The following is a 26,201-nucleotide window of genomic DNA, read 5'->3' as shown; positions in this document are numbered from 1 at the left end:
AGCCTCGCTCCTACAGATCACACCGACCTGTAGGAGCGAGGCTTGCCCGCGAAGGGGCCATCAAACTCACCGCACATCCCCTTTGCTGCCCATTTTGAAACATCTGCCGACTACCCGGGTCCATTGCAGCTGCTAGGCTCCTTCCCAGGCCTTACTCGACAGACTCTTGCCCATGCTCGCGCGCCTGCTGTTTTTCTGTGGTCTTTTCATGGCCTCCACCTCGGCTGTGGCCATGACGATCTACAAGTCCAAAGACGCCAATGGCGTGGTCTCCTACAGCGACCGCCCCACGAAAGGCTCCCAGGTGTTCGTTTTTCGTGATCGCATGGTCGAGCACCTTGAGCGCCAGGTGTACCTGGAGATCAAGAAGCAGAAGGGCGTGGACAACGTGTACGTGCGCAACGACCTGTATGCGCCGGTCGAGATCGAGCTGAGTTTTGCCGGGTTGAGCAATGTCAGCGGCGCGCCGAGCCGACCGATTCGCCGGGTGATGCCGGCCCGCAGCAACATCCGTCTGGCGCTGCTCACGGCGACGAAGGCCGGAAGGCCGCTGGCGTACACCCCAAGGTTCGAATACTCCCTGGGCGACCCTTCAGGGGCTGCCATGGCCTATCGGTATCCGCTGCCCTGGCGTGGTGGGCCGTTTCGCTTGAGTCAGGGTGCCAACGGCCAATACAGCCATTTCGGCGCTAAAAACCGTTACGCCATGGACATCGCCATGCCCGAAGGCACGCCGATCATTGCGGCGCGGGGCGGGGTGGTGGTGAAAACCGAAAATGCCCAGACCGGACGTGGCACCGATCCTTCAGGCAATTTCGTGCGGGTGCTGCACGATGACGGGACGATGGGCGTGTACCTGCACCTCAAGCAAGGTTCGGTGGGCGTTCGCGAGGGGCAACGGGTAGCGGTGGGGAGTGCGCTGGCCCTGTCGGGCAACACCGGCAACAGCAGCGGGCCGCATTTGCACTTCGTGGTGCAGCGCAATACGGGGCTTGGGTTGGTGTCGATTCCGTATCAGTTCAATCAGCCAGTGGGTGCGTTGCCCAACTTTGCGTTGGGCAAGCAATAGCCGGATCAGCACGATTACTGTGGCGAGGGAGCTTGCTCCCGCTGGGCTGCGAAGCGGCCCCAACGCCTGCAACCGCACACCGCATTCATCGGTTTACGACTGCTACGCTCTGGCGCGGATCGGCCAGCGCGAGCAAGCTCTCTCGCCACAAGAGCTCGCTCGCCGCCGGTGTCGCGCTTAATCGAGCATCAACACCTTGGCCAGAATGATCTTCGGCCCTTTCATTTTCTTGATGATGATCCGCAAGCCTTCGACTTCCAGCACTTCTTCCTCTTCCGGCACCCGTTTCAGGGTTTCATAGATCAGCCCGGCGAGGGTTTCGGCTTCGATGTGGTCCAGATCGATGCCCAGCAGGCGTTCGACCTTGAACAACGGCGTATCGCCGCGTACCAGCAGCTTGCCCGGCTGGTACGCGAGAATGCCGCGCTCAGCCTTGCGGTGTTCGTCCTGAATGTCGCCGACCAGCACCTCAAGCACGTCTTCCATGGTCAGGTAGCCGATGATGTTGCCATCGGCTTCTTCGACCAGGGCGAAGTGCGAGCCACCCTTGCGGAACTGCTCCAGCAACTGCGACAGCGGCATGTGCCGCGACACGCGTTCCAGCGGCCGGGTCAGTTCGGCGAGGTTGAATGACTCGGGAATGTGGTCCAGAGCCGCCAGTTCCAGCAGCAGATCCTTGATGTGCAGCAAGCCGACGAACTCTTGGCGATCGCTGTCGTACACCGGATAGCGGCTGAACTTGTGGCGACGGAACATCGCCAGGATTTCCTTGAGCGGCGCGTTGAACTCCAGCGTCACCAGGTCTTCACGGGAGTTAGCCCAGTCGACCACCTCCAGCTCGCCCATTTCCACGGCGGAAGCCAACACACGCATGCCTTGGTCGCTCGGGTCCTGGCCACGGCTGGAGTGCAGGATCAGTTTCAGTTCTTCACGGCTGTAATGGTGTTCGTGATGCGGGCCGGGTTCACCCTGGCCGGCGATCCGCAGGATGGTGTTGGCGCTGGCGTTGAGCAGGTAGATCGCCGGGTACATGGCCCAGTAGAACAGGTACAGCGGCACTGCGGTCCAGAGCGACAGCAACTCGGGTTTGCGAATGGCCCAGGATTTCGGGGCCAGCTCACCGACCACAATGTGCAGGTACGAGATGACGAAGAACGCAGCGAAGAACGATACGCCTTTGACCACTTCGGGCGACTGCACGCCGGCGGCTTCAAGCAGCGGCTCCAGAATGTGTGCGAACGCCGGTTCACCGACCCAGCCCAGGCCCAGGGAGGCGAGGGTGATACCCAATTGGCACGCTGAGAGGTACGCATCGAGCTGACTGTGAACGGTGCGCAGGATGTGTCCGCGCCAGCCGTTTTTCTCAGCGATGGCCTCGACCCGGGTCGAGCGCAATTTGACCATGGCGAATTCCGCCGCAACGAAAAAGCCGTTGAGCAAAACCAGGATCAGAGCAAAAAGAATCATGCCGAAATCGGCGAAGAGTGTCGCAAGGGTCAAGCCAGGGGATGGGTCCATGATGGAGTTTTGCGGGTTCCGTGTATTCGAATAGGGGGTCAATGCGGTGCCTGAAGGGCAGGCACAAGTCAGCCAATGTAGCGGCTGACCGGGCGATTGCCTAGTGGCGAGTGCTGGCCGGTATCAGTCGGCGGTGCTGATGACCCGGGTTTTTGTGACCTGAGCGGGCGCGAAATGGCAGGTAAAGGTGCTGCCGTGGCCCGGCACGCTGCTGATTTCCATCCGTGCGCGGTGGCGCAGCAGCACGTGTTTGACGATTGCCAGGCCGAGGCCGGTGCCGCCGGTGTTGGAATTGCGGCTGGAGTCGACGCGGTAGAAACGTTCAGTCAGGCGCGGCAGGTGTTTGCTGTCGATGCCGATCCCGGAATCCTGCACGCTCAGGTGCGCACCTTGCTCATCGCCCCACCAGCGAATGCGGATATTGCCTTCGGCCGGGGTGTATTTCACTGCGTTGAACACCAGGTTGGAAAACGCGCTGCGCAACTCGGCTTCGCTGCCCTTGAGCAGGATCGTCGGATCAGCTTCCAGGGTGATGCGCTGGTTTTTCTGGCCGGACAACTGCTGGGCGTCACTCGTGATCGATTGCAGCAAGCCGTCGATGGCCACGGGCTGGTTGTCCGAGGGGTAATCGGTGGCTTCCAGTTTGGCCAGCAACAACAAGTCGTTGAGCAAGGTCTGCATGCGCCCGCCTTGCTGCTGCATTTGCTGCAAGGCACGGGTCCAGCGCGGGTTCACTTCCTCGGCGTTATCCAGCAAGGTTTCCAGGTAACCGCAGATGACCGTCAACGGTGTGCGCAGTTCATGGGAGACGTTGGCGATGAAGTCTTTGCGCATCTGTTCCAGCTGATGGATACGCGTCACGTCGCGCACCAGCATCAAGTGTTCGTTGTTGCCGTAGCGGGTGATGTACAGCTGAATGCGCAGGCGATCGTTGATCGGCGAAGGGATTTCCAGCGGTTCGGCGTAGCTGTCCTGCTCGAAATATTCCTTGAAGCGCGGATGGCGCACCAGGTTGGTGACCGGCTGGCCGCTGTCTTGCGGCGTCTTCAGGCCAAGCAGTGTTTCGGCGGCGCGGTTCCACCACTCAAGGTTGCCCTCGCTGTCGAGCATGATGACGGCGTCTTTCAGCGCGGCAGTGGATTCCTGGACCCGATCGATCACCGCTTGCAGGCGTCCGCGCACGCGTTGGTCGCGACGTTGCAAGTGGTAGATGCTGTCGAACACTTCGCCCCACAGGCCATAGCCGTCGGGTGGTGCCTCGTCGGGTTTGTGCAGCCGCAGCCATTCGTGCAGCCGCAGCAATTGCTTGAGGGTCCAGGCCAGGTAAAGGCCCAGGCCCGCGGCGAGGCTCCAGCCGTAGTAGCCGGTAATCAGGCCGATCACCAGACACCCGGTCACCAGCAACAGCATGTGGCGGATCAGGGTGCCATGCCAGTTTTGGTTCAATTGAACACGCGTCCTTGTCAGCTTGTCGGGCGGGAAAGCTCTTGGTCAGGCTTTGGTAGAAAAGCGGTAACCGGTGCCGCGCACGGTTTGTACCAGATTCTCATAGGCATCACCGAGGGCTTTGCGCAGACGGCGGATGTGCACGTCGACGGTGCGCTCTTCGACATACACGTTGCCGCCCCAGACCTGATCCAGCAACTGGCCACGGGTGTAGGCCCGTTCCTGGTGAGTCATGAAAAACTGCAGCAGACGATATTCGGTCGGGCCCATCTCGGCGGGTTTGCCGTCGATGGTCACACGGTGGCTGATCGGGTCCAGCAGCAGGCCGCCGACTTCGATCGGTGTCTCGCCATCGGTAGGACCGGCACGGCGCAGCACGGCTTTGAGGCGCGCCACCAGCTCACGGGGGGAAAACGGTTTGGTGATGTAATCGTCAGCGCCGACTTCCAGCCCCTGGATCTTGTTGTCCTCTTCGCCCTTGGCGGTGAGCATGATGATCGGGATGTCCCCGGTCAGCTCATCGCGCTTGAGACGGCGAGCCAGCTCGATACCGGACGTGCCGGGCAGCATCCAGTCGAGCAGGATCAGGTCCGGTTTGCGGTCGACGATGATGGCATGGGCCTGTTGGGAGTTCTCGGCCTCCAGGCAGTCATAGCCGGCCATTTCCAACGCAACGGCGATCATTTCGCGAATGGGCGCTTCGTCGTCGACGATCAGAATGCTCCTGCCAACCATGCCTTAATCCTCTTGTCATTTAACTGTCTTGCGCCGCATTAGATAACGGAATTATTGCAGTCGTGTGACAGCAATTTAGCAGGTCGGCGGTGGTCATGATCCTGAACTAAGCTCTAAGTCCGAATCCTGACAACCACAAAAGGAAGGTTTCCATGAATCACATTGCTCAATCCTGGAAGGCATTTTTAGTGACTGCAGCTCTAACGCTGCCGACCATGGCCTTCGCCGCCGACCCGGCGATGATGAAGGACGGGATGATGGTCGACCACAAGGGCATGACCTTGTACACGTTTGACAAGGACAGCGGCGGCAAGTCGATGTGTAATGACGATTGCGCCAAAAACTGGCCACCCATGATGGCACCGGCGGGTGCCACGGCCGCTGGCAAGTGGAGCGTCATCAAGCGCGATGACGGCACGAGCCAATATGCCTACGACGGTAAACCTCTTTACACCTTCGTGAAGGACAAAAAACCCGGCGACATGGTGGGCGACAAAATGAAAGACGTCTGGCACGTTGTTCACGAGTCGAAAAAATAGACGACTCAACGCCTGTAGCCGTTGCCGACACAAAGCGTCGGCAACGGCTTGGGCGGTCAGCGAGTGGCGTAGTCCAGCACAATCCCGACAAAAATCGCCAACCCGGCCCAGTGGTTGTGCAAAAACGCCTTGAAGCAACGCATCCGGTCCTTGCCGCGGGTGTACCAGAATTCCCACGCGAAACAGCCCGCCGCCGCCAGCAATCCCAAGTGGAACCAGCCCCCGAGCTCGAATTTCGATCCTGCCAGCAACAGACACCCCAGCGCCAAGCCTTGCAACGTCAGAATGATCACCCGATCCGCATCGCCGAACAGAATGGCGGTGGATTTCACGCCAATCTTCAAGTCGTCGTCGCGGTCGGTCATCGCGTAGTAAGTGTCGTAGCCCACGGTCCACAGCAGGTTGGCGATCCACAGCAACCATGCCGCTGCCGGCAGCTCGCCGGTTTCGGCGGTGAACGCCATCGGCATGCCCCAAGAGAACGCCGCGCCCAGTACCACTTGCGGGTAATAGGTGTAGCGCTTCATGAACGGGTAGCTGAAGGCCAGCGCCAAACCGCCGAACGACAACCAGACCGTGGCCGCATTGGTGCACAGCACCAGCAGGAAACTCACGCCCATCAGCACCGCGAAGAACACCAGGGCTTCTTTGGAGCTGATCTTGCCGCTGACCAAAGGGCGCTGCTCGGTGCGCTTCACGTGGCCGTCGACCTTGCGATCCGCCCAGTCGTTGATCACGCAACCGCCCGCACGGGTCAGGACCACGCCGAGGACGAAAATCACAATGTTGGCCAGGGAGGGCGAGCCTTTGCCGGCAATCCACAGCGCCCACAGGGTTGGCCATAGCAGCAGATAGATGCCGATCGGCTTGTCCATGCGCGTCAGCTGAATGAAGTCCCAGGCCCGAGGGTTCAAGCGGTTCAGGGACTTGAGCAGGCTCTGGTACATCAGCAGTTCTCCGGGTGGGCGCGGGCGGCGAGCCACAAGGTCGGCAGGAAGATTTCAGCCACCAGCACGCTCAAGGCGCCACGGTCGAACCGCGAGCGACGGCCCCACAGTTCGGGGGCCCGGGACGCCAGCGGCAGCCATTCCTGAGGATAGTGACAAACCTCGATGGCGCGACGCTGGAACGCCTGATCGCAAAACAGCAACTCACCCAACGAGCGGCTACCCAGTTCATCCATGTGCAAGCCGTCGCCCTGCAAGGCGCTGCGCGCCGACACGCTACGGGCAAACACCCAGGCTTCGCCGTGCCCCCGCAAATACACCTCGCGCACCCAGCCTTCACTGCCTTCCTCCAACTCCAGCGCAGCACATTCGTCGGCGCGCAGCGTTTGCCAGCCTTCAAACAACGGCGTGACGCTGAAGCCGTCATTCGACAAGCGGATCAGGCGTCGGGTCAGGGAGCCTTCGTCGAACAGCCAGTCGAGGGTAGACGTGTCGGGGAGGGGCGTCAGTTGGCTTTGAGGGAGCCACAGCGGGGTAGCGGAGGGGAGTTTTGAGTGCGGCACAGTGAGTCATTATTGGCAGCAAATGAGGCGGCGAGCTTACCATGTCAGCCAGCGATTTTGATTGATCGGGGCCGCCGTTGCGCGGAACGCGCTTGCATCTGCCGGGCCCGATCAGTACAAAACGCCCCTGAGCCGGACGGCAGCGCTCCAACCATCGACCGTTCGCGCCGGCAATAAGCCTGAATCCTGAGGAAGTACCTGAATGAAAAAGTGGCAATGTGTGGTCTGCGGCCTGATTTATAACGAGGCCGAGGGCTGGCCGGACGACGGCATTGCGGCGGGCACGCTGTGGCAGGACGTGCCGGAAGATTGGCTGTGCCCGGACTGCGGTGTCGGCAAGATGGATTTCGAAATGATCGAAATCAACTAACAAAACACCAGAGGAGTAAGGAATGAACGCACCTGTCGTGATCGTCGGCACCGGGCTGGCTGGTTACAACCTGGCCCGGGAGTTTCGCAAACTCGATAGCGAAACCCCGTTGCTGCTGATTACCGCCGATGACGGACGCTCCTACTCCAAACCGATGCTCTCCACCGGTTTTGGCAAAAACAAAGACGCTGACGGCCTGAGCATGGCCGAGCCGGGTGCCATGGCCGAGCAATTGAGGGCCGAAGTGCGCACCCACACGCGCATCAGCGGCATCGATCCGGGCCACAAGCGCCTGTGGATCGGTGAGGAAGCGGTCATTTATCGCGACTTGATCCTGGCCTGGGGCGCGGAAACCGTGCGGGTGCCCATCGATGGCGATGCGGCGGATGTGGTGTTCCCGATCAACGACCTGGAAGATTACGCCCGCTTTCGCGCCGCAGCGGCAGGCAAACACCGGGTGTTGCTGCTAGGCGTCGGCCTGATCGGTTGCGAGTTTGCCAATGACCTGATCCTCGGCGGCTACGAGGTGCAACTGGTTGCACCGTGCGAGCAAGTCATGCCGACCCTGCTGCACCCGGCGGCGGCTGCTGCGGTGCAGGCCGGGCTGGAAAGCCTGGGGGCGCGTTTCCACCTGGGGCCGGTGCTCAACCGCTTGCAGCACGTCGCAGACGGCGTGGAAGCGCATCTGTCCGATGGTCAGGTGATTGCTTGCGACGTGGTGGTCTCGGCCATCGGCCTGCGTCCGCGTATCGATCTGGCGGCTGCGGCCGGTGTGCAGGTCAATCGCGGCGTGATGGTCGATCGCCACCTGAAAACCTCCCACGCCAATATCTACGCGCTGGGCGACTGCGCCGAGGTCGATGGGCTGAATCTGTTGTACGTCATGCCCCTGATGAGCTGTGCGAGAGCGCTGGCGCAAACCCTCGCCGGCAACCCCACCGCCGTGAGTTATGGCCCGATGCCAATCACCGTGAAAACCCCAGTCTGTCCGTTGGTGGTTTCGCCACCACCACGGGGCGCCGAGGGTGTCTGGACCGTTGAAGGGCAGGGCGCGGACATCAAAGCTTTATGCCGCGATGCCAGCGGAAAACTGCTCGGTTATGCCCTGACAGGCGCGGCGGTGATGGAAAAACTGGCCCTGAACAAAGAGCTTCCGGCACTGCTGGCGTAAATACCGGTCGTTCTGTCGGAATCACCCCTCTTTTGCCCCTACAAAGGTCGCGCCGAGACTGGCGCGGCTCTTCCGTGCGTGCCATTCTCACTCCCGTCTGCCGCAGAGTAGAGCACCTGCGGCGCTTTGGGCGCTGTTCCAACGAGAACAGCACGGACATAACAACAAAAAACCGTCAAAGGGGCTTCACTAATGCGTAAACCAGAACTCGCCGCTGCAATCGCTGAAAAAGCAGATCTCACCAAAGAGCAGGCCAACCGCGTTCTCAACGCCGTTCTCGAAGAAATCACCGGCGCTCTGCACCGCAAAGACAGCGTCACGCTGGTGGGCTTCGGTACCTTCCTGCAACGCCACCGCGGTGCCCGCACCGGCAAAAACCCGCAAACCGGTGAACCTGTCAAAATCAAGGCCAGCAACACCGTTGCATTCAAGCCAGGCAAATCGTTGAAAGACAGCGTTAATCCGTAATTGCGGCGAACTCCCTGAATAACGGGGAGAACCGTATTGAAAAATGGGCACACCGATTGAATCGGGTGCCCATTTTTTATGGGCAACGTTTAGTTCTGTATATGTTTCGTGGACTGATTAATACAGATTGGAAAATAACCGTCCACAGATCCCATTGTTTGCGATGACCTTACAAAAATACCGCTTAATATAAAATGCCATCATTTTGGTGGCACTTTCTTAATCCTCCGTTGTCCAGATTCGTTTTGTTCACAGATGACACTAATCTTTCGGATCGTTCCTACATTCATCCTGCTTTATTGTTGGCATGCTTCACGTCCTCCATTGGGGAGGTGCCGGCCACGACTTGATGATGGTTTCATCCGCCGCTCTGCCTCAACGGTTTCAGGGCTGTTGGCTGGAGGGGGGAATATTAAATCGACATCAGGGAATCCCCTTACACATATAGGGATATCTCCTACACGTAATAAACAACACTTCGTCTTGTTGTTTAATCAGATGCTTGCTAGTGGCCATCATTATGATTACGATGCGCGCACTTGAAAGAGCACGAACTCAATTGGATGAGACTCATCGCAGCTCTTTGATACTGTCCCGCGCCGCTGCAACTGCAATTGGCGTTCGACAGTAATCCTAATTAAAGGCCATGGATGTCCTACTCAAGCAAACTTTCCGCTCATTACCTCGAACTCGCAAAAGCCTCTGTTTCCAAAGAGAATTTCGCGGGCGAGGACGTTCGCTTTTCGAGCGAATATGAGGCACTGGAAAGCGAGCTGGCGAAAGCCTCGTCCATGCACGAAAGCGGTCAGATCGACTGGCTGAAAATCCGCGAAAACAGCGAAAACCTGCTGCGCACCCAGTCCAAGGATTTGCGGGTCGGCGCCTGGCTGACGTGGGCCTTGTACCAGCGCGAATCGTTCCAGGGCTTGCTGGCTGGCCTCGGGTTGCTGCACCACCTGTGCGAGAACCACTGGGCTGACCTTCACCCGAACAAGGCCCGCACTCGCTCCGCTGCAATCAGTTGGCTGGTGCCGCGCCTTGAGCAGGTGCTGACCGAGAACGTCGCGATCAAAGAGCAGTTGCCGATGTTCCGGCGGCTGGTCGAACATCTGGAAGGCCTCGATGCCGCCTGCACCGAGCATTTGGGTGACGATGCGCCGCTGCTGCTGCCGATCTCCCGCCGTCTGAAAAACATGGTGCAACGCGCCGCCGACAACCAGCCGGAACCCGGCGTGGTTGGCGCCGCAGTGGCCCAGGTCAAACAGGCCGCGACGCAGCTGTTCGCCCCCGGCGCACCGATCGACAACGAAAAAGAAGCCCACAAGGCCCTGCGCGCTCAGCAGGAAAGTGCCCGTCCGTTGTGTGCCTGGTGGCTCAAGCAGAAAGCCACTGATCTGCGCGCCCTGCGCCTCAATCGCACGCTGCTGTGGCTGCCCATCGACGCAGTGCCCGAGCGTAACGCCGAGCAAATCACCGTGTTGCGCGGCTTGCCCGCCGACAAGCTCAAGGCCTATCAGGACCGCTACGATCAAGCCAAATACGCCGACTTGCTGGTGGAACTGGAGGCGAGCCTGGCGAAGGCGCCGTTCTGGTTCGATGGCCAGCGAATGGTCTGGGAGTGCCTCCAGGGCCTGAACGCCGAGATGGCAATGCGCGAAGTGGAAATCCACTTCGCGCTTTTGATTCAGCGCCTGCCCGGCATCATCGAATTGCGTTTCCACGACGGCGCGCCGTTCGCCGATCCGGCCACCCGCGCCTGGATCAGCGCCAACGTCATGCCGCACCTGCAAAGCGCCAGTGCGCCGCGCAAGGTTGAAGTCGCCGACACCCAGCCCGCCTGGGAAGTGGCCCTCGAAGAAGTCCTGCCGATCCTGCGCAAGGACGGCCTCAAGGCCGCCGTGCAGATCCTCAAGCAGGGGCTGCAAAGCGCCCAGGGCGGACGCGTCCGGTTCTTCTGGCAGTTCGCCCTCGCGCGGCTGTGCTTCATGGCCAAGAAATACGAATTGGCCAAGACCCAACTCGAAACACTCGACCAAACATTACAGGACTCAGGCCTGAACGCCTGGGAGCCCGATCTTGCGCTGGAAGTGCTGCATTTACTGCATAGCTGCTGCGAGTTGTTGCCGCAGAACCATGCCGTACGTGAACGCAAGGAAGAGATTTATCGCAGGCTGTGCCACCTCGATCTCGAAGTGGTACTCGAATAGGCCCCAGGGCCACAACCGCAAGGAGAAAAGCCATGGCCAAAGAAGGCTCGGTAGCCCCCAAGGAACGCATCAACGTCACCTTCAAACCTGCCACCGGTGGTGCACAGGAAGAGATCGAACTGCCGTTGAAACTACTGGCAATCGGTGACTACACCCACCGCAAGGACGAACGCAAAGTCGAAGATCGCAAGCCGATCAGCATCGACAAAATGACGTTTGACGAAGTGCTGGCCAAGCAAGAGCTGAGCCTGACACTGAGCGTACCGAACCGTCTTCAGGAAGAAGGTGACACTGAAGAACTGGCCGTGAAACTGCGCGTCAATTCGATGAAGGACTTCAACCCGGCCTCGCTGGTCGAGCAAGTGCCTGAGCTGAAAAAACTGATGGAACTGCGCGACGCGCTGGTGGCCCTCAAAGGCCCACTGGGTAACGCGCCTGCGTTCCGCAAAGCCATCGAAGGCGTTCTCGCCGACGACGAATCCCGCGGTCGCGTACTGGGTGAGCTGGGCCTGAACGCCGCAGCCCAGGACGCCTGAGTCTCCATCAGCCTAAGGAAGCCAACACCATGAGCACTAGCGCAGCACAGCAAAAGAACAAAGAGAGTGGCGAATACAGCATTCTCGACAGCATCATCGCCGAAACCCGCCTGACGCCGGACGACGAAGCCTACGACATCGCCAAGCGCGGTGTGTCGGCCTTCATCGAAGAGCTGCTCAAGCCGCAGAACAACGGTGAGCCGGTCAAGAAAGCCATGGTTGACCGCATGATCGCCGAGATCGATGCCAAGCTCAGCCGTCAGATGGACGAAATCCTGCACCACCCTGACTTCCAGTCCCTGGAATCGTCGTGGCGTGGCCTGCAGTTGCTGGTCGACCGCACCAACTTCCGCGAAAACATCAAGATTGAAATCCTCAACGTCTCCAAAGAAGACCTGCTGGACGATTTCGACGATTCGCCGGAAGTGATGCAATCGGGCCTGTACAAGCACATCTACACCGCTGAATACGGTCAGTTCGGTGGTCAGCCTGTGGGCGCGATCATCGCCAACTACTTCATGTCCCCAAGCTCGCCGGACGTGAAACTGATGCAGTACGTGTCCAGCGTTGCCTGCATGTCCCACGCGCCGTTCATTGCGGCTGCCGGCCCGAAATTCTTCGGTCTGGAAAGCTTCACCGGCCTGCCGGACCTCAAGGATCTGAAAGATCACTTCGAAGGCCCGCAATTCGCCAAATGGCAGAGCTTCCGCCAGTCGGAAGACTCCCGTTACGTTGGCCTGACCGTGCCGCGTTTCCTGCTGCGTAACCCGTACGATCCGGAAGAAAACCCGGTCAAATCGTTCGTGTACAAAGAAACCGTCGCCAACAGCCACGAGCACTACCTGTGGGGCAACACTGCCTACGCGTTCGGCACCAAGCTGACCGACAGCTTCGCCAAATTCCGCTGGTGCCCGAACATCATCGGCCCGCAGAGCGGTGGCGCGGTTGAAGACCTGCCGTTGCACCATTTCGAAAGCATGGGCGAAATCGAAACCAAGATTCCTACGGAAGTTCTGGTTAGCGACCGTCGTGAATACGAACTGGCCGAGGAAGGCTTCATCTCCCTGACCATGCGCAAAGGCTCCGACAACGCGGCGTTCTTCTCCGCGAGCTCGGTGCAGAAGCCGAAGTTCTTCGGCATCAGCGCAGAAGGCAAGGCGGCAGAGCTGAACTACAAGCTCGGCACCCAACTGCCGTACATGATGATCGTCAACCGCCTGGCTCACTACTTGAAAGTGCTGCAGCGCGAGCAACTCGGTTCGTGGAAAGAACGTACCGACCTCGAGCTGGAACTGAACAAGTGGATCCGCCAGTACGTGGCCGACCAGGAAAACCCAAGCGCCGAAGTCCGTGGCCGTCGTCCACTGCGCGCTGCCCAGATCATCGTCAGCGATGTCGAAGGCGAGCCTGGCTGGTACCGCGTCAGCCTGAACGTGCGTCCGCACTTCAAGTACATGGGTGCCGATTTCACCCTGTCGCTGGTTGGCAAGCTGGACAAAGAGTAAGAGGAGCCTGAGTCATGACTGGATACGGCAGCCTTTTCGAACGCCTGGGTGGCGACGCGGACAAACGCGTCGGCTGGAGCCGCGAGGTCTCCGCCATGGCGTCCGTGGCTGCCCATCTGGCCAAGATGCTCAGCACCCGTGCGGGCAGCGTGCAAACGCTGTCCGATTACGGGCTACCCGATCTCAATGACATGCGTCTGAGCCTGCACGACTCCCTGAGTCAGGCCCGTCTGGCCATCGAAAATTTCATCGAAGCCTACGAGCCACGCCTGAGCAATGTGCGTGTCATCTCCCTGCCGCGTGATCACGATCAGCTTCGCCTGTCCTTCAGCATCGAAGGCCTGCTGGAAGTTGATGGTTTCAAGCGCCAGGTCAGTTTCGCCGCGCGCCTGGATGGCAGCGGTCAAGTCAAGGTCAACTAAGGAGATTCGTATGTCCGGCAAACCCGCAGCCCGCGTATCCGACCCCACCGCTTGCCCGCTCCCCGGCCACGGCACCAACCCGATCGCCGCCGGTTCCGGCGACGTCTTCTTCGACGGCCTCGCGGCCGCCCGCCAAGGCGATGCCTCGGCGTGTGGTGGTGCGATGGTTGGCGATCTTGCGACAACGGTTTTGATTAATGGGAAACCGGCGGCCACCGTGGGTTCTGTTGGCACTCATGGCAACAAGGTTACGGCTGGGTCCGGGACGGTGATTATCGGGAATTCGCATTCGGCGGTGCCGTTTGTTCCGCCGGTTCCGTTGATGCTGTTTTCTCATACTCAACATGTCGTGATGAAAGATCAGGACGGAAACCCTCTTCAGGATATTCCCTATCAAATTAGAAACGCGAAAGGTGAAATGATCTCAGGTAGCACTGATGCGATGGGCCGAACTCAACTAGTCGGTGGCAAAGAGGGTGAAAAGTTCGATTTCTTCGCAGCCATTAAAGGGGTGATGAGTTGAGCGTAGTCATAACACCGCAGGCTATGAGCAAAGGCATCGAGTTTACCGGTGTCAATCTGACCCCGAAAGCGGAAAAAACGGGCGCGACAGTTGTTCTAAAAGTTTTTTGGAAGACAACTGCATTTTGGTCTGATTCAGATATTGCCGAGTACCACGAGCAGGCTCCGAACATTATCGAGCGCTTGATGGTAGAACAGTACTGGAACAGAGAGGGTGCGGTAAGTAATAACAAATTCACTTGTGAGGACTTTGCGCTCAGAGTGCTCTGTGAGTTTGCGAGCAAGCGAGGGCTTCCAGTTGTGTTGAAGACGGGTGTCAGGACATACAAGAACATGGAAGTCTATAACCCGGAGCAACATGATAAATACAGTTCGACCATGTACGGTTTTTCGGAAATGGTGATGTTGACATATGGTGCGCCAGACATGCAGCGAGTTGACGAGAATACCGTGGCCGTTGCAGAAGTCGGCGTATTGAAACCTGGCGATATTCTCGCGCTCATTCGCGATATTCCCATGAAAACCCGGGCGCACCACATTCAGATGGCTTTCAAGGTGGCCGCCACTAGAGTTGATATCAGGCAGGGAAATACCGGTGGATGGAGTACTCAGCCATGGACCGCTGTCCGAAATGTCATGGGAAAAAACATGGCAGACCCTCAAAATGAGGGTTATGCGGGAATGCCGATTGAGTCTGGTTACTTTGAGAAGGTTGTAGTGGGTTGGGATTATCACAATCTGTCGGCCAATTCATTTAAAAATGATTACCTGAAAAACTTCGACTTGTTTCGTTGGAATTTTTTCGAGTTTAACGGTATGTGCGGGAAGCCGGCGTAAGTCGGATGGATTTCACAATAAAGGATGGGTGAGATGGATTTTGACGTTTACCTTGGGGTTGTTGCAGACAGTCTTTTTTTCGGTTGTTTGGCATTGCTTTGTTTGCTCTTGGCTGTCAGTGGAATCTCATCAAAAATTCGCAATAACTGGATTCACAGGTTCTTGACATTCGTATGTCTGATGTCGATTCCGGTAATCGAATTGATCGGTAGTTACTACGCTAATTTGCCTCCGGCTTAGAGGCAATTATTGATCTGGTGCGGGTTTTTAACTCAACGCAAAAAAGGGGGCTGTCCCCATTGTTTTGGTTAAGCGAGAGTGGGGAATGATGCCTGGGTTCAGCAGTTTATTTGTTGGTAAGCATCGAAAAGGTATTCGCCGAGCAATCGTTTTGCTCGTAGTTCTTTCTGTGCTGCTGTTTTCTGTTGTCACTACGATGAAAAACTATCCAGCCAGTTCGACAGTAGTCAGTCCTTCTGGCCGGTATATTTTGGAGAACGTTAGGGTTGGGAGGATCCTCACGCTTGGTGGAATGGCTTATTTGAGAGTGATTGATAGGCAAAACCCACAAGAGGTTTACCGTACACCTCTGTACGACACTCAATCACTGGATATGAGGGTGACCGAAGATGACGAAACTGTCGGCATTGCCTGGATCTATTTCAATAGAGACAAAAAAACGTTCGACATCGCCATGCCCCAGTGGGAATCGCATTGGCTGAATATGTTTATCAGCAACACCCCTTATGTACACATTGAAAACTGACCCCCCGCATGAGCCATTGCGCTGGCCCAAGCCAACCTGCAGGTGCCATGCAGCGGTCAAGTCGGATATCGAGCGTAATCCAAAGGACAGTTTTTTAATGAGTTCCACTACCAGGCAGGTACCCCGTGTCCTTTAACCACTACTACCAAAGCGAACTCACCGCACTTCGCCAGTTAGGTCGTCGATTCGCCGAGCGTAGCCCGGCATTGGCGCCTTTCCTTGGCCAGGCCGGGCGGGATCCGGACGTGGAGCGGTTGCTTGAGGGCTTCGCGTTCCTGACCGGGCGCCTGCGCCAGAAGCTCGATGACGAACTGCCAGAACTCAGCCATTCCCTGATGCACTTGCTGTGGCCGAACTACATGCGGCCGTTGCCGGCGTTCAGCATTTTGCAGTTCGATCCGTTGAAGCGTTCGGGTCCTGCGTTGATGGTCGAGCGCGACACGCCAGTCGAGAGTGTGCCAATCGACGACGTGCGTTGCCGTTTCCGCACGTGCTACCCGACCGAAGTCTTGCCGCTGGATCTGGCTGCGCTGAATTACTCGGTGAAGGGCGACGGCTCGCTGTTGAGCCTGCGTCTGGAGATGAGCGCTGACGGTCATCTCGGTGAATTGGAGCTGAGCCGCCTGCGCCTGCACTTCGCCGGCGAGCGTTACATCAGCCAGATGCTCTACCTCAGCCTGCTGCGCAATCTGGAAGGCATCGAACTGATCCCGCTGGACGGCGCCGGTAAACCCATCAACGGCGTCAACGGCATGCCGATGGCGTTCAAGATGCCCGGCGACCGCGTGCAGCCGGTGGGTTTCGCCGAAGAAGAAGCGTTGATCCCGTATCCGCTGAATACCTTCCGTGGCTATCGCTACTTGCAGGAATACTTCGCTTTCCAGGACAAGTTCCTGTTCGTCGACGTCAACGGCCTGGACATGCTCAAAGCATTGCCGGAAGACACGTTGAAGCAAATGCGCGGCCTCGAATTGCGCTTTGACATTCGCAAGAGCGGCATCATGCGCATGCGCCCGACGCTGGACAACGTGAAGCTCTACTGCACGCCGATCGTCAACCTGTTCAAGCACGACGCGCTGCCGATCCGCCTCGACGGCAAGCAAGACGAATACCTGCTGTTGCCCGCCGAATTCGACCTGCAGAACTGCGGCGTGTTCTCGGTGGAAACGGTCACGGGATGGAAGCCCGGTGGCCTCGGGTATCAGGAATACGTGCCGTTCGAATCGTTCGAGCACGACCCGAGTTTCGACGTGCCCAACAGCCGTCCGCATTACAGCATCCGCCAGCGTTCGTCGCTGTTGCACGACGGCCTCGACACTTATTTGAGCTTCGGCATCCGCCACACCGAAGCCCACGAAACCTTGTCGATCGAGCTGATGTGCACCAACCAGAATCTGCCCAAAAAGCTCAAGCTCGGCGACATCAGCATGGCCTGCGAAGACACGCCGGAGTTCCTGAGCTTCCGCAACATCACCCCGGCCACACCCAGTTACGCGCCGCCGCTGAACCGCGACTTTCTCTGGAAGCTGATCAGCAACATGTCGCTCAACTACCTGTCGCTGGCCGACGTCAACGCGTTGAAGGTGATTCTGGAAACCTACGATCTGCCGCGCTACTACGACCAACACGCTGAAAAAGTCAGCAAACGCCTGCTCGGCGGGCTCAAGTCGATCAAGCACAAACACGTCGACCGGTTGCACCGAGGGTTACCGGTTCGCGGGTTGCGCACCGAACTGACCATCGACCCGGAAGGGTATATCGGCGAGGGCGACCTGTTCGTTTTCGCCTCGGTTCTTAACGAGTTTTTCGCGCTTTACGCCAGTCTCAATTCGTACCACGAGCTGCGAGTAAAAAGCACACAGGGAGAGGTGTACCAATGGACACCACGTATGGGCCTTCAGCCGCTTCTTTAAGCGGACTGACCCGAGGAATACGCGAGTACTCGCTGTTTCAGGCCGTGCTGCTGGTGGTTGACCGGCTGCGCGAGGCCCACCCGCACCTGAGCCAGGACGATCTGTACGACCAGCTCGAATTCCAGGCCAACCCGAGCCTGGGCTTCCCGGGCAGTGACGTCGATCGCGTGGAGTTTTTCCAGGAGCACGGGCACATGCGCGCGCGCCTTCGTTTCAACCTGATCGGCCTGGTCGGCTCAGGTTCGCCGTTGCCGGCGTTCTACGGTGAACAAGCCCTGGGCGACAGCGAAGACGGCAACCCGACCCGCAACTTCCTCGACCTTTTCCACCATCGCCTGCAACGGTTGATGCTGCCGATCTGGCGCAAATACCGCTACCGCGCGAGTTTCGAAAGTGGCGCCCTCGATCCGTTCTCGGCGCAGTTATTTGCGCTGATCGGCCTTGGCGGCGAAGAGATCCGCAAGGCCCAGGAACTGAACTGGAAGCGTCTGCTGCCGTACCTCGGCCTGCTCAGTTTGCGGGCGCACTCGGCGGCGTTGATCGAAGCGGTGCTGCGTTACTACTTCAAGCACGCTGAACTGACCATCGAGCAGTGCATCGAGCGTCGCGTGGAGATTCTCGACGAGCAGCGCAATCGTTTGGGCCGCGCCAACAGCCTGCTTGGCGAAGACCTGGTGCTGGGCGAGCACGTGCGCGACCGCAGCGGAAAATTCCGCATCCACATCCGCGAGCTCGACTGGCAGCGCTTCCACGAATTCCTGCCGATCGGTTTCGGCTACCAGCCGCTGTGCGCGCTGGTGCGGTTCACCCTGCGTGACCCGCTCGATTACGACATTCGCCTGGTGCTGCGCCAGGAAGAAATCCGCGAACTGCGCATCGGTGAGCAAAACGCCTGTCGCCTGGGATGGACCAGTTGGCTGGGCCGCGAAAAAGCGGACGGCGTGGTTACCCTGGGCAGCAAAATTCATTAAGGACAGATGACCCATGATCAACGTAGACCTGCAACAACTTATCAAGGCGCTGGACGCCGAAACCCGTCGTGACCTGGAAAGTTCGGCCGAACGTTGCGTCGCCCGTGGCGGCAGCAAAATCCTCGTCGAAGACTTGCTGCTCGGCCTGCTGGAGCGCCCGCAAGGCCTGCTCGCACGCGCGCTGCAAGACGCCGAAGTGGATGCCGGCGAACTGAGCGCCGCGTTGCAATCGCGGGTCGAGCACAGCGCTTCGCGCAACCCGGTGTTCGCCCCGGAACTGGTGCAGTGGCTGCAAGACGCGTTGCTGGTGGCCAACCTTGAACTGGGTCAGAGCCAGGTCGAGCAAGCCGCGTTGATCCTCGCGCTGCTGCGCAACCCGATGCGCTACGCCGGCAGCCGCTACCAGTCGTTGCTGGCCAAGCTGAACATCGAACGCCTGAAAGAATTCGCCCTGTCGCAGAAAGAACAACCGGCCACCGGTAAGCCTGCCGTGCCGGGCGAATCGCTGCTGGAGCGCTTCACGCACAACCTCACTCAACAAGCCCGCGACGGCAAACTCGACCCGGTGCTGTGCCGCGATGGCGCGATTCGCCAAATGGTCGACATCCTCGCCCGCCGCCGCAAAAACAACCCGATCGTGGTCGGTGAAGCCGGTGTCGGTAAAACCGCCATCGTCGAAGGCCTGGCCTCGCGCATCGCGGCTGGTGAAGTGCCGCAAGTGTTGAAAGGCGTGGAGTTGCTGTCGTTGGACATGGGCCTGTTGCAGGCCGGCGCCAGCGTCAAAGGTGAATTTGAACGTCGCCTCAAAGGCGTGATCGACGAAGTCAAAGCCTCGCCGAAACCGATCATTCTGTTCATCGACGAAGCGCACACGCTGATCGGCGCGGGCGGCAATGCCGGCGGTTCTGACGCAGCCAACCTGCTCAAGCCTGCCCTGGCCCGAGGCGAATTGCGCACCATCGCCGCCACCACCTGGGCGGAGTACAAAAAATACTTCGAAAAAGACCCGGCCCTGGCCCGTCGCTTCCAGCCGGTGCAACTGCACGAACCGACCGTCAGCGAAGCGGTGACCATCCTCCGTGGCCTGGCTCAGGTGTACGAGAAGAGCCACGGCATCTACCTGCGCGATGACGCGGTGGTGGCGGCGGCGGAGTTGTCGGCACGTTACCTCGCGGGCCGTCAGCTGCCGGATAAAGCCGTCGACGTCCTCGACACCGCTTGCGCCCGTGTGCGCATCAGCCTCGCCGCCGCCCCGGAAAGCCTCGAACGCCTGCGTGGTGAACTGGCTGAAGGTGGCCGTCAGCGTCAGGCCCTGCGCCGTGATGCCGAGGCCGGTTTGCTGATCGATCACGAAGCGCTGGACGCGTTGGAAGATCGCCTGGCCACCGCCGAAGAGGAAATGGTCGCACTGGAAACCCTGTGGACCGAACAGAAAGAATTGGCCGAACGCTTGCTGGATCTGCGTCAGCAACTGGCCAAGGCCCGCGAAGCAGCGGCCGTCGAACCGACCGTCACGGTTGAAGAAGACGCCGAAGGCACCGTGATCGAAACACTGCCGGTGGACGAAGCGCACAGCGTCGAAACCCTGGAAGCCGCGCTCAACGACACTCACAAAGCCCTGACCGAGCTGCAGGTCAAAGAACGTCTGGTGAGCTTCGAAGTGTGCCCGCGTCTGGTCGCCGAAGTGATCAGCGCCTGGACCGGCGTGCCATTGGCTCAACTGGCCCGCGAGCACAACGCCAAAGTCGCGAGCTTCGCCACCGATTTGCGCACCCGCATTCGTGGTCAGGAACAAGCCGTTCACGCGCTGGACCGCTCGATGCGCGCCACCGCTGCCGGCCTGAACAAACCAGACGCCCCGGTTGGCGTGTTCCTGCTGGTCGGCCCGAGCGGCGTCGGCAAGACCGAAACCGCGCTGGCCCTGGCCGACTTGCTGTACGGCGGTGATCGTTTCATCACCACCATCAACATGTCCGAGTTCCAGGAGAAACACACCGTCTCGCGCCTGATCGGCGCACCGCCGGGCTACGTCGGTTATGGCGAGGGCGGCATGCTCACCGAAGCCGTGCGCCAGAAACCTTACTCGGTCGTGTTGCTCGATGAAGTCGAGAAGGCCGACCCGGACGTGCTGAACCTGTTCTACCAAATCTTCGACAAAGGCGTGGCCAACGACGGCGAAGGGCGCGAGATCGACTTCCGCAACACGTTGATCCTGATGACCTCGAACCTGGGCAGCGACCGCATCAGCGAACTCTGCGAAAACGGCGCACGGCCATCGGCCGAAGTCCTCGAAGAAACCATCCGCCCGGTGCTCAGCAAGCACTTCAAACCGGCGCTGTTGGCGCGGATGCGCGTGGTGCCTTACTACCCTGTGGGCGGCCCGGTGCTGCGCGAGCTGATCGAAATCAAACTCGGTCGTCTGGGCGAGCGCCTGAACCGTCGTCAGCTGGATTTCACCTACTCGCAAGACCTCGTCGATCACCTGGCCGAACGCTGCACCCAAAGCGACAGCGGCGCGCGCCTGATCGACCACTTGCTCGACCTGCACGTGCTGCCGTTGGTGGCCGACCGCCTGCTCGACGCGATGGCCACCGGTGAAAGCCTCAAGCGTGTCCACGCGACGCTCGACGGCAACGCCAGCGTGACGTGCGAGTTCGCCTGAGGTGGGTGTGATGTTCACTCAAGTACCGCAACCGCTGATCTATGCCGAAGCCTTGCTGGCGCAGTTCGCCAGCCTGTCGCGCGCGGCGGACGGTGCTGCGCTGCTGGGTGACTTCGTGCGCGGGCTGGCCGAGCTCAGTGGTTGCGAATTGACGCAGCTGTACTTGCTGGACGCGACTCACACGTGCCTGGGGATGAACGCCGAGTGCCTCAACGGCATCCTGCAACCCCGGGAAGCGGCGAGCCTGCCGGCGGATTACAACGGTGAACAACTGCTGCAATTCGCCCTGTGCCAGAACCGCGTAGTGAGCCTCAGCGAGTTGAGCGGCAGCCTGCACGAAACCAGCTTTTTGCCGCCACAGGCCACGCCTTGGCAGTCGCTGTTGTGCGTGCCGCTGGTCAATCAGCAGAAAGCTGTCGAAGGCTTGCTGCTGTGCGCCAGTCGCCGGCACGTCGACCTGCAAGGCTTTGCCGATTCCCTCGCTCAACTGGGTTCGTTCGTGCTGGGCCAACTGCATCTGTTGCAGCGTTTGCGCCAGCCGGCGGGTGAGGCGAGACCGTTGAAGGCCAGCGTCCCGAGCGCCAGCGGTTATGGCCTGATCGGCAAGAGCAAGGCCATGCGCGAGACGTATTCGCTGATCAGCAAAGTCCTGCACAGCCCGTACACCGTGCTGCTGCGCGGCGAAACCGGTACCGGCAAGGAAGTGGTCGCACGCGCCATCCACGACTGTGGCCCGCGCCGTTCCCAGGCGTTCATCGTGCAGAACTGCGCGGCGTTCCCCGAGAACCTGCTGGAAAGCGAACTGTTCGGCTACCGCAAAGGCGCGTTCACCGGCGCGGACCGCGACCGTGCCGGGCTGTTCGACGCGGCCAATGGCGGCACCTTGTTGCTCGATGAAATCGGCGACATGCCGTTGTCCCTGCAAGCCAAGCTGTTGCGGGTTTTGCAGGAAGGCGAGATTCGTCCGCTGGGTTCCAACGACACCCACAAGATCGACGTGCGCATCATTGCCGCGACGCACCGGGATTTGTCGGTGCTGGTCAGCGAAGGCAAATTCCGCGAGGACTTGTACTACCGCCTCGCGCAATTCCCGATCGAGCTCCCGGCCCTGCGCCAGCGCGAAGGCGACATCCTCGACCTGGCCCGGCATTTCGCCGACAAGGCGTGCTCGTTCTTGCAGCGCGATGCGGTGCGTTGGTCCGATGCGGCGCTGGATCACCTATCCGGCTATGCGTTCCCCGGCAACGTGCGCGAACTCAAAGGCCTGGTCGAACGCGCGGTGTTGCTGTGCGAGGGCGGTGAGTTGCTGGCCGAGCATTTCTCCCTGCGCATGGAGGCCATGCCCGAAGACAACAGCCTGAACCTGCGCGAACGCCTGGAGCAGGTCGAACGCAGCCTGTTGCTCGATTGCCTGCGCAAAAACGACGGCAACCAGACCCTCGCCGCCCGCGAACTCGGCCTGCCACGCCGCACGCTGCTGTATCGCCTTGGGCGCCTGAATATCAATTTGGGTGATTTCGATGGTTAACCCCATTTTCTACCCACCAATAACTCTGGCTGGAATGCTTGCTTTGGCCAGCACATTCCCTGTGGCGAGGAAGCTTGCTCCCGCTGGGCTGCGCAGCAGCCCCAAAACCATGCGCCGCGGTGTCTCAGTCAAACCGCATTCGTTGATTTACGACTGCTGCGCCGCCGAGCGGGAGCAAGCTCCCTCGCCACAGGGGATCGGCTCTAACCACCGGATTAGAGCCCCACAACCCATTTCATCTGCTTTCGATAGCGCCGCCCAACCGGGTCGGCGCTTTGTGCTTTGTCTACCCATGGAGACCCTCTGATGCCTGTTCGTCACTGGCAAGCCGTCCTGCTGACCCTCGTCGTTCTATGCGGCCTCGGCGGCTGTAGCGGCAATTACAAATACAACGACAACACCTATCGCCCATTGGGTGATCCGCAGGCGGTCAATCGCGGCAAGTGACCGCAAGGAGTATCACCATGGAACTGGTTTTCGAAATGCTGAACACCAAGCAATTCGTGCCCACGGATTTGTGCCAGAAGACCTTCAAACAGGCCGGTGGCGTGATTGGCCGGGGCGAGGACTGCGACTGGATCATCCCTGACCGCAAGCGTCATCTGTCCAACCACCACGCGTTGATCAGCTACCGCGAAGGCACGTTTTTCCTGACCGATACCAGCAGCAACGGTATCCAGGACAGCGAGAGCGGCGCGCGCCTGCGCAAGGGCGAAGCGATGCGCATCGAGCACGGCAGCGTGTACGTGCTGGGTGATTTCGAGATCCGTGCGCGACTGGTCCGCGATCCGGCGACCTTCGACGTCGAAGTCGGCCGTCCGCAAGCGGCCGGCAGCATCATTCCGGACGATGCGTTCCTCGACCTCGACCCGCTGAACGCTCTCGATCAGCAAGAGCGCGTGTATTCGGAAATCGACGAACTGATCTCCCCGAGCACGACCATTGAGGACACCCGTCAGCGCGCCGACTACGCCCGCATCGACATGGAAAGCCTGATGGTCCCGGAGCTGATCAACGCCCCGGCAGAGCCAGCCCCTGCTCCACCGCCCAAAGCGGTCGAGCGTCAGAGCGAAGGTTTCTGGGAGCACTTCGGCGCGGCGCTGGGCGTGGACCTCAAAGGCCTCGACCACGACGCCCGCGAAGCCATGGCGCTGAACGCTGCGCGCTTGCTCAAGCAGAGCGTCGGCGGGTTGCAGCAGAGCCTGCGCACCCGCAGCGAACTGAAAAACGAACTGCGCCTGGCCCAGACCACGGTGCAAGGCACTCACAAGAACCCGCTGAAATTCGCCGTCGATGCCGGCGAAGCGCTGGGCATTTTGTTGCAGCCGAACAAGCCGGGCCAGATGCCGCCCGAGCAAGCGATCTCCCGTGCGTTCCGTGATTTGCAGGCGCATCAGGTGGCATTGCTGACCGCCAGCCGCGCCGCCGTTCGGGGCACGCTGGAACACTTCTCGCCGCAGCAACTGACCCTGCGTTTCGAGCGCGACAACAAGCCGTTGCTGGCCACGTCCGGCAGCCGCTGGAGAGCCTACGGTCGTTATCACCAGGCCCTGCGCCAGGACGATGACTGGAGCGAGCGCCTGCTGGCTCGCGATTTCGCCCAGGCCTACGAAGAACAGATCCGCCTGATTTCCACCCTTCACACCGACCACCAAGGATGATGCGCATGTCTCGCTGCTCGACCGCTTTTTTCAAGACGCTGACGGCGTTCGCGGCCCTGGTGCTGCTGGCTGGCTGCTCGTCGCTGTCGCCGTATTCCCACGTCACCAAGCTCAACTTGAAGCTCACCGCCAGCGATCAGCTGAACCCGGACCTCAATGGGCGTCCGTCGCCGATCGTCGTGCGCCTGTTCGAGCTCAAGCACCCGGTGACCTTCGAGAACGCTGACTTCTTCAGCCTGTACGAGCGCGCCAAGGAATCCCTGGCCCCGGACCTGGTGGCCAGCGAAGAACTCGAACTGCGCCCGGGCGAAACCGTCGAACTCAAGCTCAGCGTGGAGGAGGGCAGCCGCTACGTCGGCATCCTCGCCGCCTACCGCGACCTGCCGGAAACCAAATGGCGCTATACGGTGCAAATCACCCCGGTGGAAGTCACCGACGCAGACCTGACTCTCGATCAGGCCGGTATTCGCAACAGCAACGAAACGCTCGCCAAGGCGGATGACTGAACATGAATTCCCATAAAGTCATTTGGCAGGAAGGCATGCTGCTGCGTCCGCAGCACTTCCAGCATAACGACCGTTATTACGACCACCAGATGAAGACCCGCACCCAGTTGCTGGGCAGCTACACCTGGGGCTTCCTCAATCTGGAAATCGATTTGCAGTTCCTCAACATGGGCAAACTGGTGATCAGCCAGGCCTCGGGGATTCTGCCGGACGGCAGTCTGTTCGAACTCGGCGGCAACACCGAGCCGTTGGCCCTCGACGTGCCACCGAACACCGGCAACACGCCGATCTACCTGGCACTGCCGTTGGTCACCGGCAATCACATCGAGTCCCGCCGCCCGGAGCAATCCGACGTGCTGGCGCGCTATACCGCGTATGAAGCGGAAGTGGCCGACTCCAACGCCGGCGATGACTCCGCCAGCCAGGTCAGCTGTGGCCGCCCGGACTTCAAACTGTTGCTCGGTGAGCAACAGAGCGACCAGGCTTACGTGAAGCTGAAAATCTGCGACGTGCTCGACACCACGCCCGACGGCGTAATCAGCCTCGACCCGGATTTCGTGCCGACCTACATTCAGGCGCATGCCTCCAGCTACTTGCTGTCGTGCCTGAAAGAAGTGATCAGCATGCTCGGTCACCGTGGCGACACCATCGCCGAGCGCATCCGTTCCAACGGCAAGGTCGGTGGCGCGGAAGTCGGCGACTTCATGATGCTGCAACTGATCAACCGCACCGAACTGCTGCTGCGTCACTACCTCGGCCTGGAGCAGGTTCACCCGGAAGAGTTGTACCGCACGCTGCTGACCATGCTCGGCGACTTGGCAACCTTCTCCAGCGACAGCAAACGCCCGCGTCTGGACAGCCGTTACCAGCACAGCGACCAGGGCGCGAGCTTCCGCAAACTGATGGAAGCGATTCGTCAGGTGCTGTCGATGGTGCTCGAACAGCACGCCATCGAATTGGTGCTGCAAGCGCGTCAGTACGGGATCATTGTCTCGCCGTTGCACGACCACAAACTGCTGGGCTCGGCCTCGTTCGTGCTTGCCGCCAGTGCCAACTGCGACTCCGAAGAATTGCGCCACCGCTTGCCGGCGCACCTCAAGGTCGGCCCGGTGGAGCGCATCCGCCAGCTGGTCAACCTGCACCTGCCGGGGATCAAGGTCAAACCGTTGCCGGTTGCACCACGGCAGATCGCGTTCCACTCCAACAAAACCTATTTCATTCTCGAACTCAGTTCCGAAGACCTGGCACAACTCGAGCGCTCCGGCGGCTTCGCGTTCCACGTGTCCGGCGAATTTGCCGAGCTTGAACTGAAATTCTGGGCCATCAGGAACTGACCGAC

At 59.8% G+C, this 26,201-nt stretch carries 25 protein-coding genes; 20 read left to right on the top strand and 5 right to left on the bottom strand.

Annotation, left to right across the window (positions count from 1 at the left end; translation table 11 throughout):
* The first annotated feature begins 172 nt into the window (after positions 1–172).
* Positions 173–1,069 carry a peptidoglycan DD-metalloendopeptidase family protein gene (locus QMX98_RS09485; protein ID WP_077748554.1) on the top strand — a complete coding sequence of 299 codons (897 nt, stop codon included), beginning with the start codon at positions 173–175 and terminating at the stop codon, positions 1,067–1,069.
* 177 nt (positions 1,070–1,246) lie between these two features.
* On the opposite strand, the gene QMX98_RS09480 is transcribed toward QMX98_RS09485, so the two are convergent.
* The 3 genes from QMX98_RS09480 to phoB all read right to left on the bottom strand — a co-directional run bounded on the left by QMX98_RS09480 (position 1,247) and on the right by phoB (position 4,768).
* Positions 1,247–2,587, bottom strand: coding sequence for a hemolysin family protein (locus tag QMX98_RS09480; RefSeq protein WP_083375445.1), 1,341 nt, complete (start codon positions 2,585–2,587; stop codon positions 1,247–1,249).
* A 123-nt stretch (positions 2,588–2,710) separates the two neighbouring features.
* Complete coding sequence (phoR, locus tag QMX98_RS09475) at positions 2,711–3,997, bottom strand: phosphate regulon sensor histidine kinase PhoR (RefSeq protein WP_231990966.1); 1,287 nt, start codon at positions 3,995–3,997, stop codon at positions 2,711–2,713.
* Between the two features lie 81 nt (positions 3,998–4,078).
* Positions 4,079–4,768 carry a phosphate regulon transcriptional regulator PhoB gene (phoB, locus tag QMX98_RS09470; RefSeq protein ID WP_008150066.1) on the bottom strand — a complete coding sequence of 230 codons (690 nt, stop codon included), beginning with the start codon at positions 4,766–4,768 and terminating at the stop codon, positions 4,079–4,081.
* Between the two features lie 152 nt (positions 4,769–4,920).
* Between phoB and QMX98_RS09465 the strand changes: the two genes are divergently transcribed.
* On the top strand, positions 4,921–5,307 hold the full coding sequence (locus QMX98_RS09465; RefSeq protein WP_282410635.1) for a hypothetical protein: 387 nt from the start codon (positions 4,921–4,923) through the stop codon (positions 5,305–5,307).
* Positions 5,308–5,363: 56 nt separating this feature from the next.
* On the opposite strand, the gene ubiA is transcribed toward QMX98_RS09465, so the two are convergent.
* On the bottom strand, positions 5,364–6,254 hold the full coding sequence (gene ubiA / locus QMX98_RS09460) for a 4-hydroxybenzoate octaprenyltransferase (RefSeq protein WP_010465303.1): 891 nt from the start codon (positions 6,252–6,254) through the stop codon (positions 5,364–5,366).
* Positions 6,254–6,817, bottom strand: coding sequence for a chorismate lyase (locus QMX98_RS09455; RefSeq protein ID WP_282410634.1), 564 nt, complete (start codon positions 6,815–6,817; stop codon positions 6,254–6,256). The genes ubiA and QMX98_RS09455 overlap by 1 nt, the downstream gene beginning before the upstream one ends.
* Before the next feature lie 202 nt (positions 6,818–7,019).
* Between QMX98_RS09455 and QMX98_RS09450 the strand changes: the two genes are divergently transcribed.
* The 18 genes from QMX98_RS09450 to tssK all read left to right on the top strand — a co-directional run bounded on the left by QMX98_RS09450 (position 7,020) and on the right by tssK (position 26,196).
* Positions 7,020–7,187: a rubredoxin gene (locus QMX98_RS09450; RefSeq protein WP_010465298.1), complete on the top strand. Its 168-nt coding sequence runs from the start codon at positions 7,020–7,022 to the stop codon at positions 7,185–7,187.
* 22 nt (positions 7,188–7,209) lie between these two features.
* A complete protein-coding gene (locus QMX98_RS09445; protein WP_282410633.1) occupies positions 7,210–8,358 on the top strand; it encodes an FAD-dependent oxidoreductase in 1,149 nt (382 codons plus the stop codon).
* A gap of 192 nt (positions 8,359–8,550) precedes the next feature.
* A complete protein-coding gene (locus tag QMX98_RS09440) occupies positions 8,551–8,826 on the top strand; it encodes an HU family DNA-binding protein (protein WP_003213368.1) in 276 nt (91 codons plus the stop codon).
* A 650-nt stretch (positions 8,827–9,476) separates the two neighbouring features.
* Positions 9,477–11,033, top strand: a complete 1,557-nt coding sequence (tssA, locus tag QMX98_RS09435; RefSeq protein WP_282410632.1) for a type VI secretion system protein TssA — start codon at positions 9,477–9,479, stop codon at positions 11,031–11,033.
* Between the two features lie 32 nt (positions 11,034–11,065).
* Positions 11,066–11,569, top strand: a complete 504-nt coding sequence (gene tssB / locus QMX98_RS09430; RefSeq protein ID WP_010465292.1) for a type VI secretion system contractile sheath small subunit — start codon at positions 11,066–11,068, stop codon at positions 11,567–11,569.
* A 29-nt stretch (positions 11,570–11,598) separates the two neighbouring features.
* Complete coding sequence (gene tssC / locus QMX98_RS09425; RefSeq protein ID WP_010465290.1) at positions 11,599–13,074, top strand: type VI secretion system contractile sheath large subunit; 1,476 nt, start codon at positions 11,599–11,601, stop codon at positions 13,072–13,074.
* A 14-nt stretch (positions 13,075–13,088) separates the two neighbouring features.
* On the top strand, positions 13,089–13,496 hold the full coding sequence (gene tssE, locus QMX98_RS09420) for a type VI secretion system baseplate subunit TssE (protein ID WP_008150080.1): 408 nt from the start codon (positions 13,089–13,091) through the stop codon (positions 13,494–13,496).
* A 10-nt stretch (positions 13,497–13,506) separates the two neighbouring features.
* On the top strand, positions 13,507–14,019 hold the full coding sequence (locus QMX98_RS09415; RefSeq protein ID WP_017341540.1) for a PAAR domain-containing protein: 513 nt from the start codon (positions 13,507–13,509) through the stop codon (positions 14,017–14,019).
* Positions 14,016–14,855, top strand: a complete 840-nt coding sequence (locus QMX98_RS09410) for a hypothetical protein (protein ID WP_238588307.1) — start codon at positions 14,016–14,018, stop codon at positions 14,853–14,855. The genes QMX98_RS09415 and QMX98_RS09410 overlap by 4 nt, the downstream gene beginning before the upstream one ends.
* A gap of 325 nt (positions 14,856–15,180) precedes the next feature.
* On the top strand, positions 15,181–15,621 hold the full coding sequence (locus tag QMX98_RS09405; RefSeq protein ID WP_195840165.1) for a hypothetical protein: 441 nt from the start codon (positions 15,181–15,183) through the stop codon (positions 15,619–15,621).
* Between the two features lie 125 nt (positions 15,622–15,746).
* The gene (gene tssF, locus QMX98_RS09400) at positions 15,747–17,534 is read left to right on the top strand and encodes a type VI secretion system baseplate subunit TssF (RefSeq protein WP_010465276.1); all 1,788 of its coding nucleotides are present in this window, start codon (positions 15,747–15,749) and stop codon (positions 17,532–17,534) included.
* The gene (gene tssG, locus QMX98_RS09395) at positions 17,498–18,505 is read left to right on the top strand and encodes a type VI secretion system baseplate subunit TssG (RefSeq protein WP_221107790.1); all 1,008 of its coding nucleotides are present in this window, start codon (positions 17,498–17,500) and stop codon (positions 18,503–18,505) included. Before tssF ends, tssG begins: the two co-directional genes overlap by 37 nt.
* 13 nt (positions 18,506–18,518) lie before the next feature.
* Complete coding sequence (gene tssH / locus QMX98_RS09390; protein ID WP_282410631.1) at positions 18,519–21,167, top strand: type VI secretion system ATPase TssH; 2,649 nt, start codon at positions 18,519–18,521, stop codon at positions 21,165–21,167.
* A gap of 10 nt (positions 21,168–21,177) precedes the next feature.
* Positions 21,178–22,695 (top strand): sigma 54-interacting transcriptional regulator, encoded by a 1,518-nt coding sequence (locus QMX98_RS09385; RefSeq protein WP_282410630.1) that lies wholly within the window; start codon positions 21,178–21,180, stop codon positions 22,693–22,695.
* Positions 22,696–23,001: 306 nt separating this feature from the next.
* Entirely contained in the window at positions 23,002–23,142 is a 141-nt protein-coding gene (locus tag QMX98_RS09380) for a hypothetical protein (RefSeq protein WP_007894589.1), read from the top strand.
* Positions 23,143–23,159: 17 nt separating this feature from the next.
* Positions 23,160–24,356: a type VI secretion system-associated FHA domain protein TagH gene (gene tagH, locus QMX98_RS09375; protein WP_077748562.1), complete on the top strand. Its 1,197-nt coding sequence runs from the start codon at positions 23,160–23,162 to the stop codon at positions 24,354–24,356.
* Between the two features lie 5 nt (positions 24,357–24,361).
* A complete protein-coding gene (gene tssJ, locus QMX98_RS09370; protein WP_010465266.1) occupies positions 24,362–24,862 on the top strand; it encodes a type VI secretion system lipoprotein TssJ in 501 nt (166 codons plus the stop codon).
* Between the two features lie 2 nt (positions 24,863–24,864).
* Positions 24,865–26,196: a type VI secretion system baseplate subunit TssK gene (tssK, locus tag QMX98_RS09365; protein ID WP_200667299.1), complete on the top strand. Its 1,332-nt coding sequence runs from the start codon at positions 24,865–24,867 to the stop codon at positions 26,194–26,196.
* Positions 26,197–26,201: the final 5 nt, after the last annotated feature.

It is taken from the genome of Pseudomonas sp. PS02303, from assembly GCF_029959925.1.
In the GTDB taxonomy this organism is placed as follows: domain Bacteria; phylum Pseudomonadota; class Gammaproteobacteria; order Pseudomonadales; family Pseudomonadaceae; genus Aquipseudomonas; species Aquipseudomonas mandelii.
The sequence above is the reverse complement of the archived record's forward strand: the minus strand, read 5'-3'. Positions and strand labels throughout refer to the sequence as shown.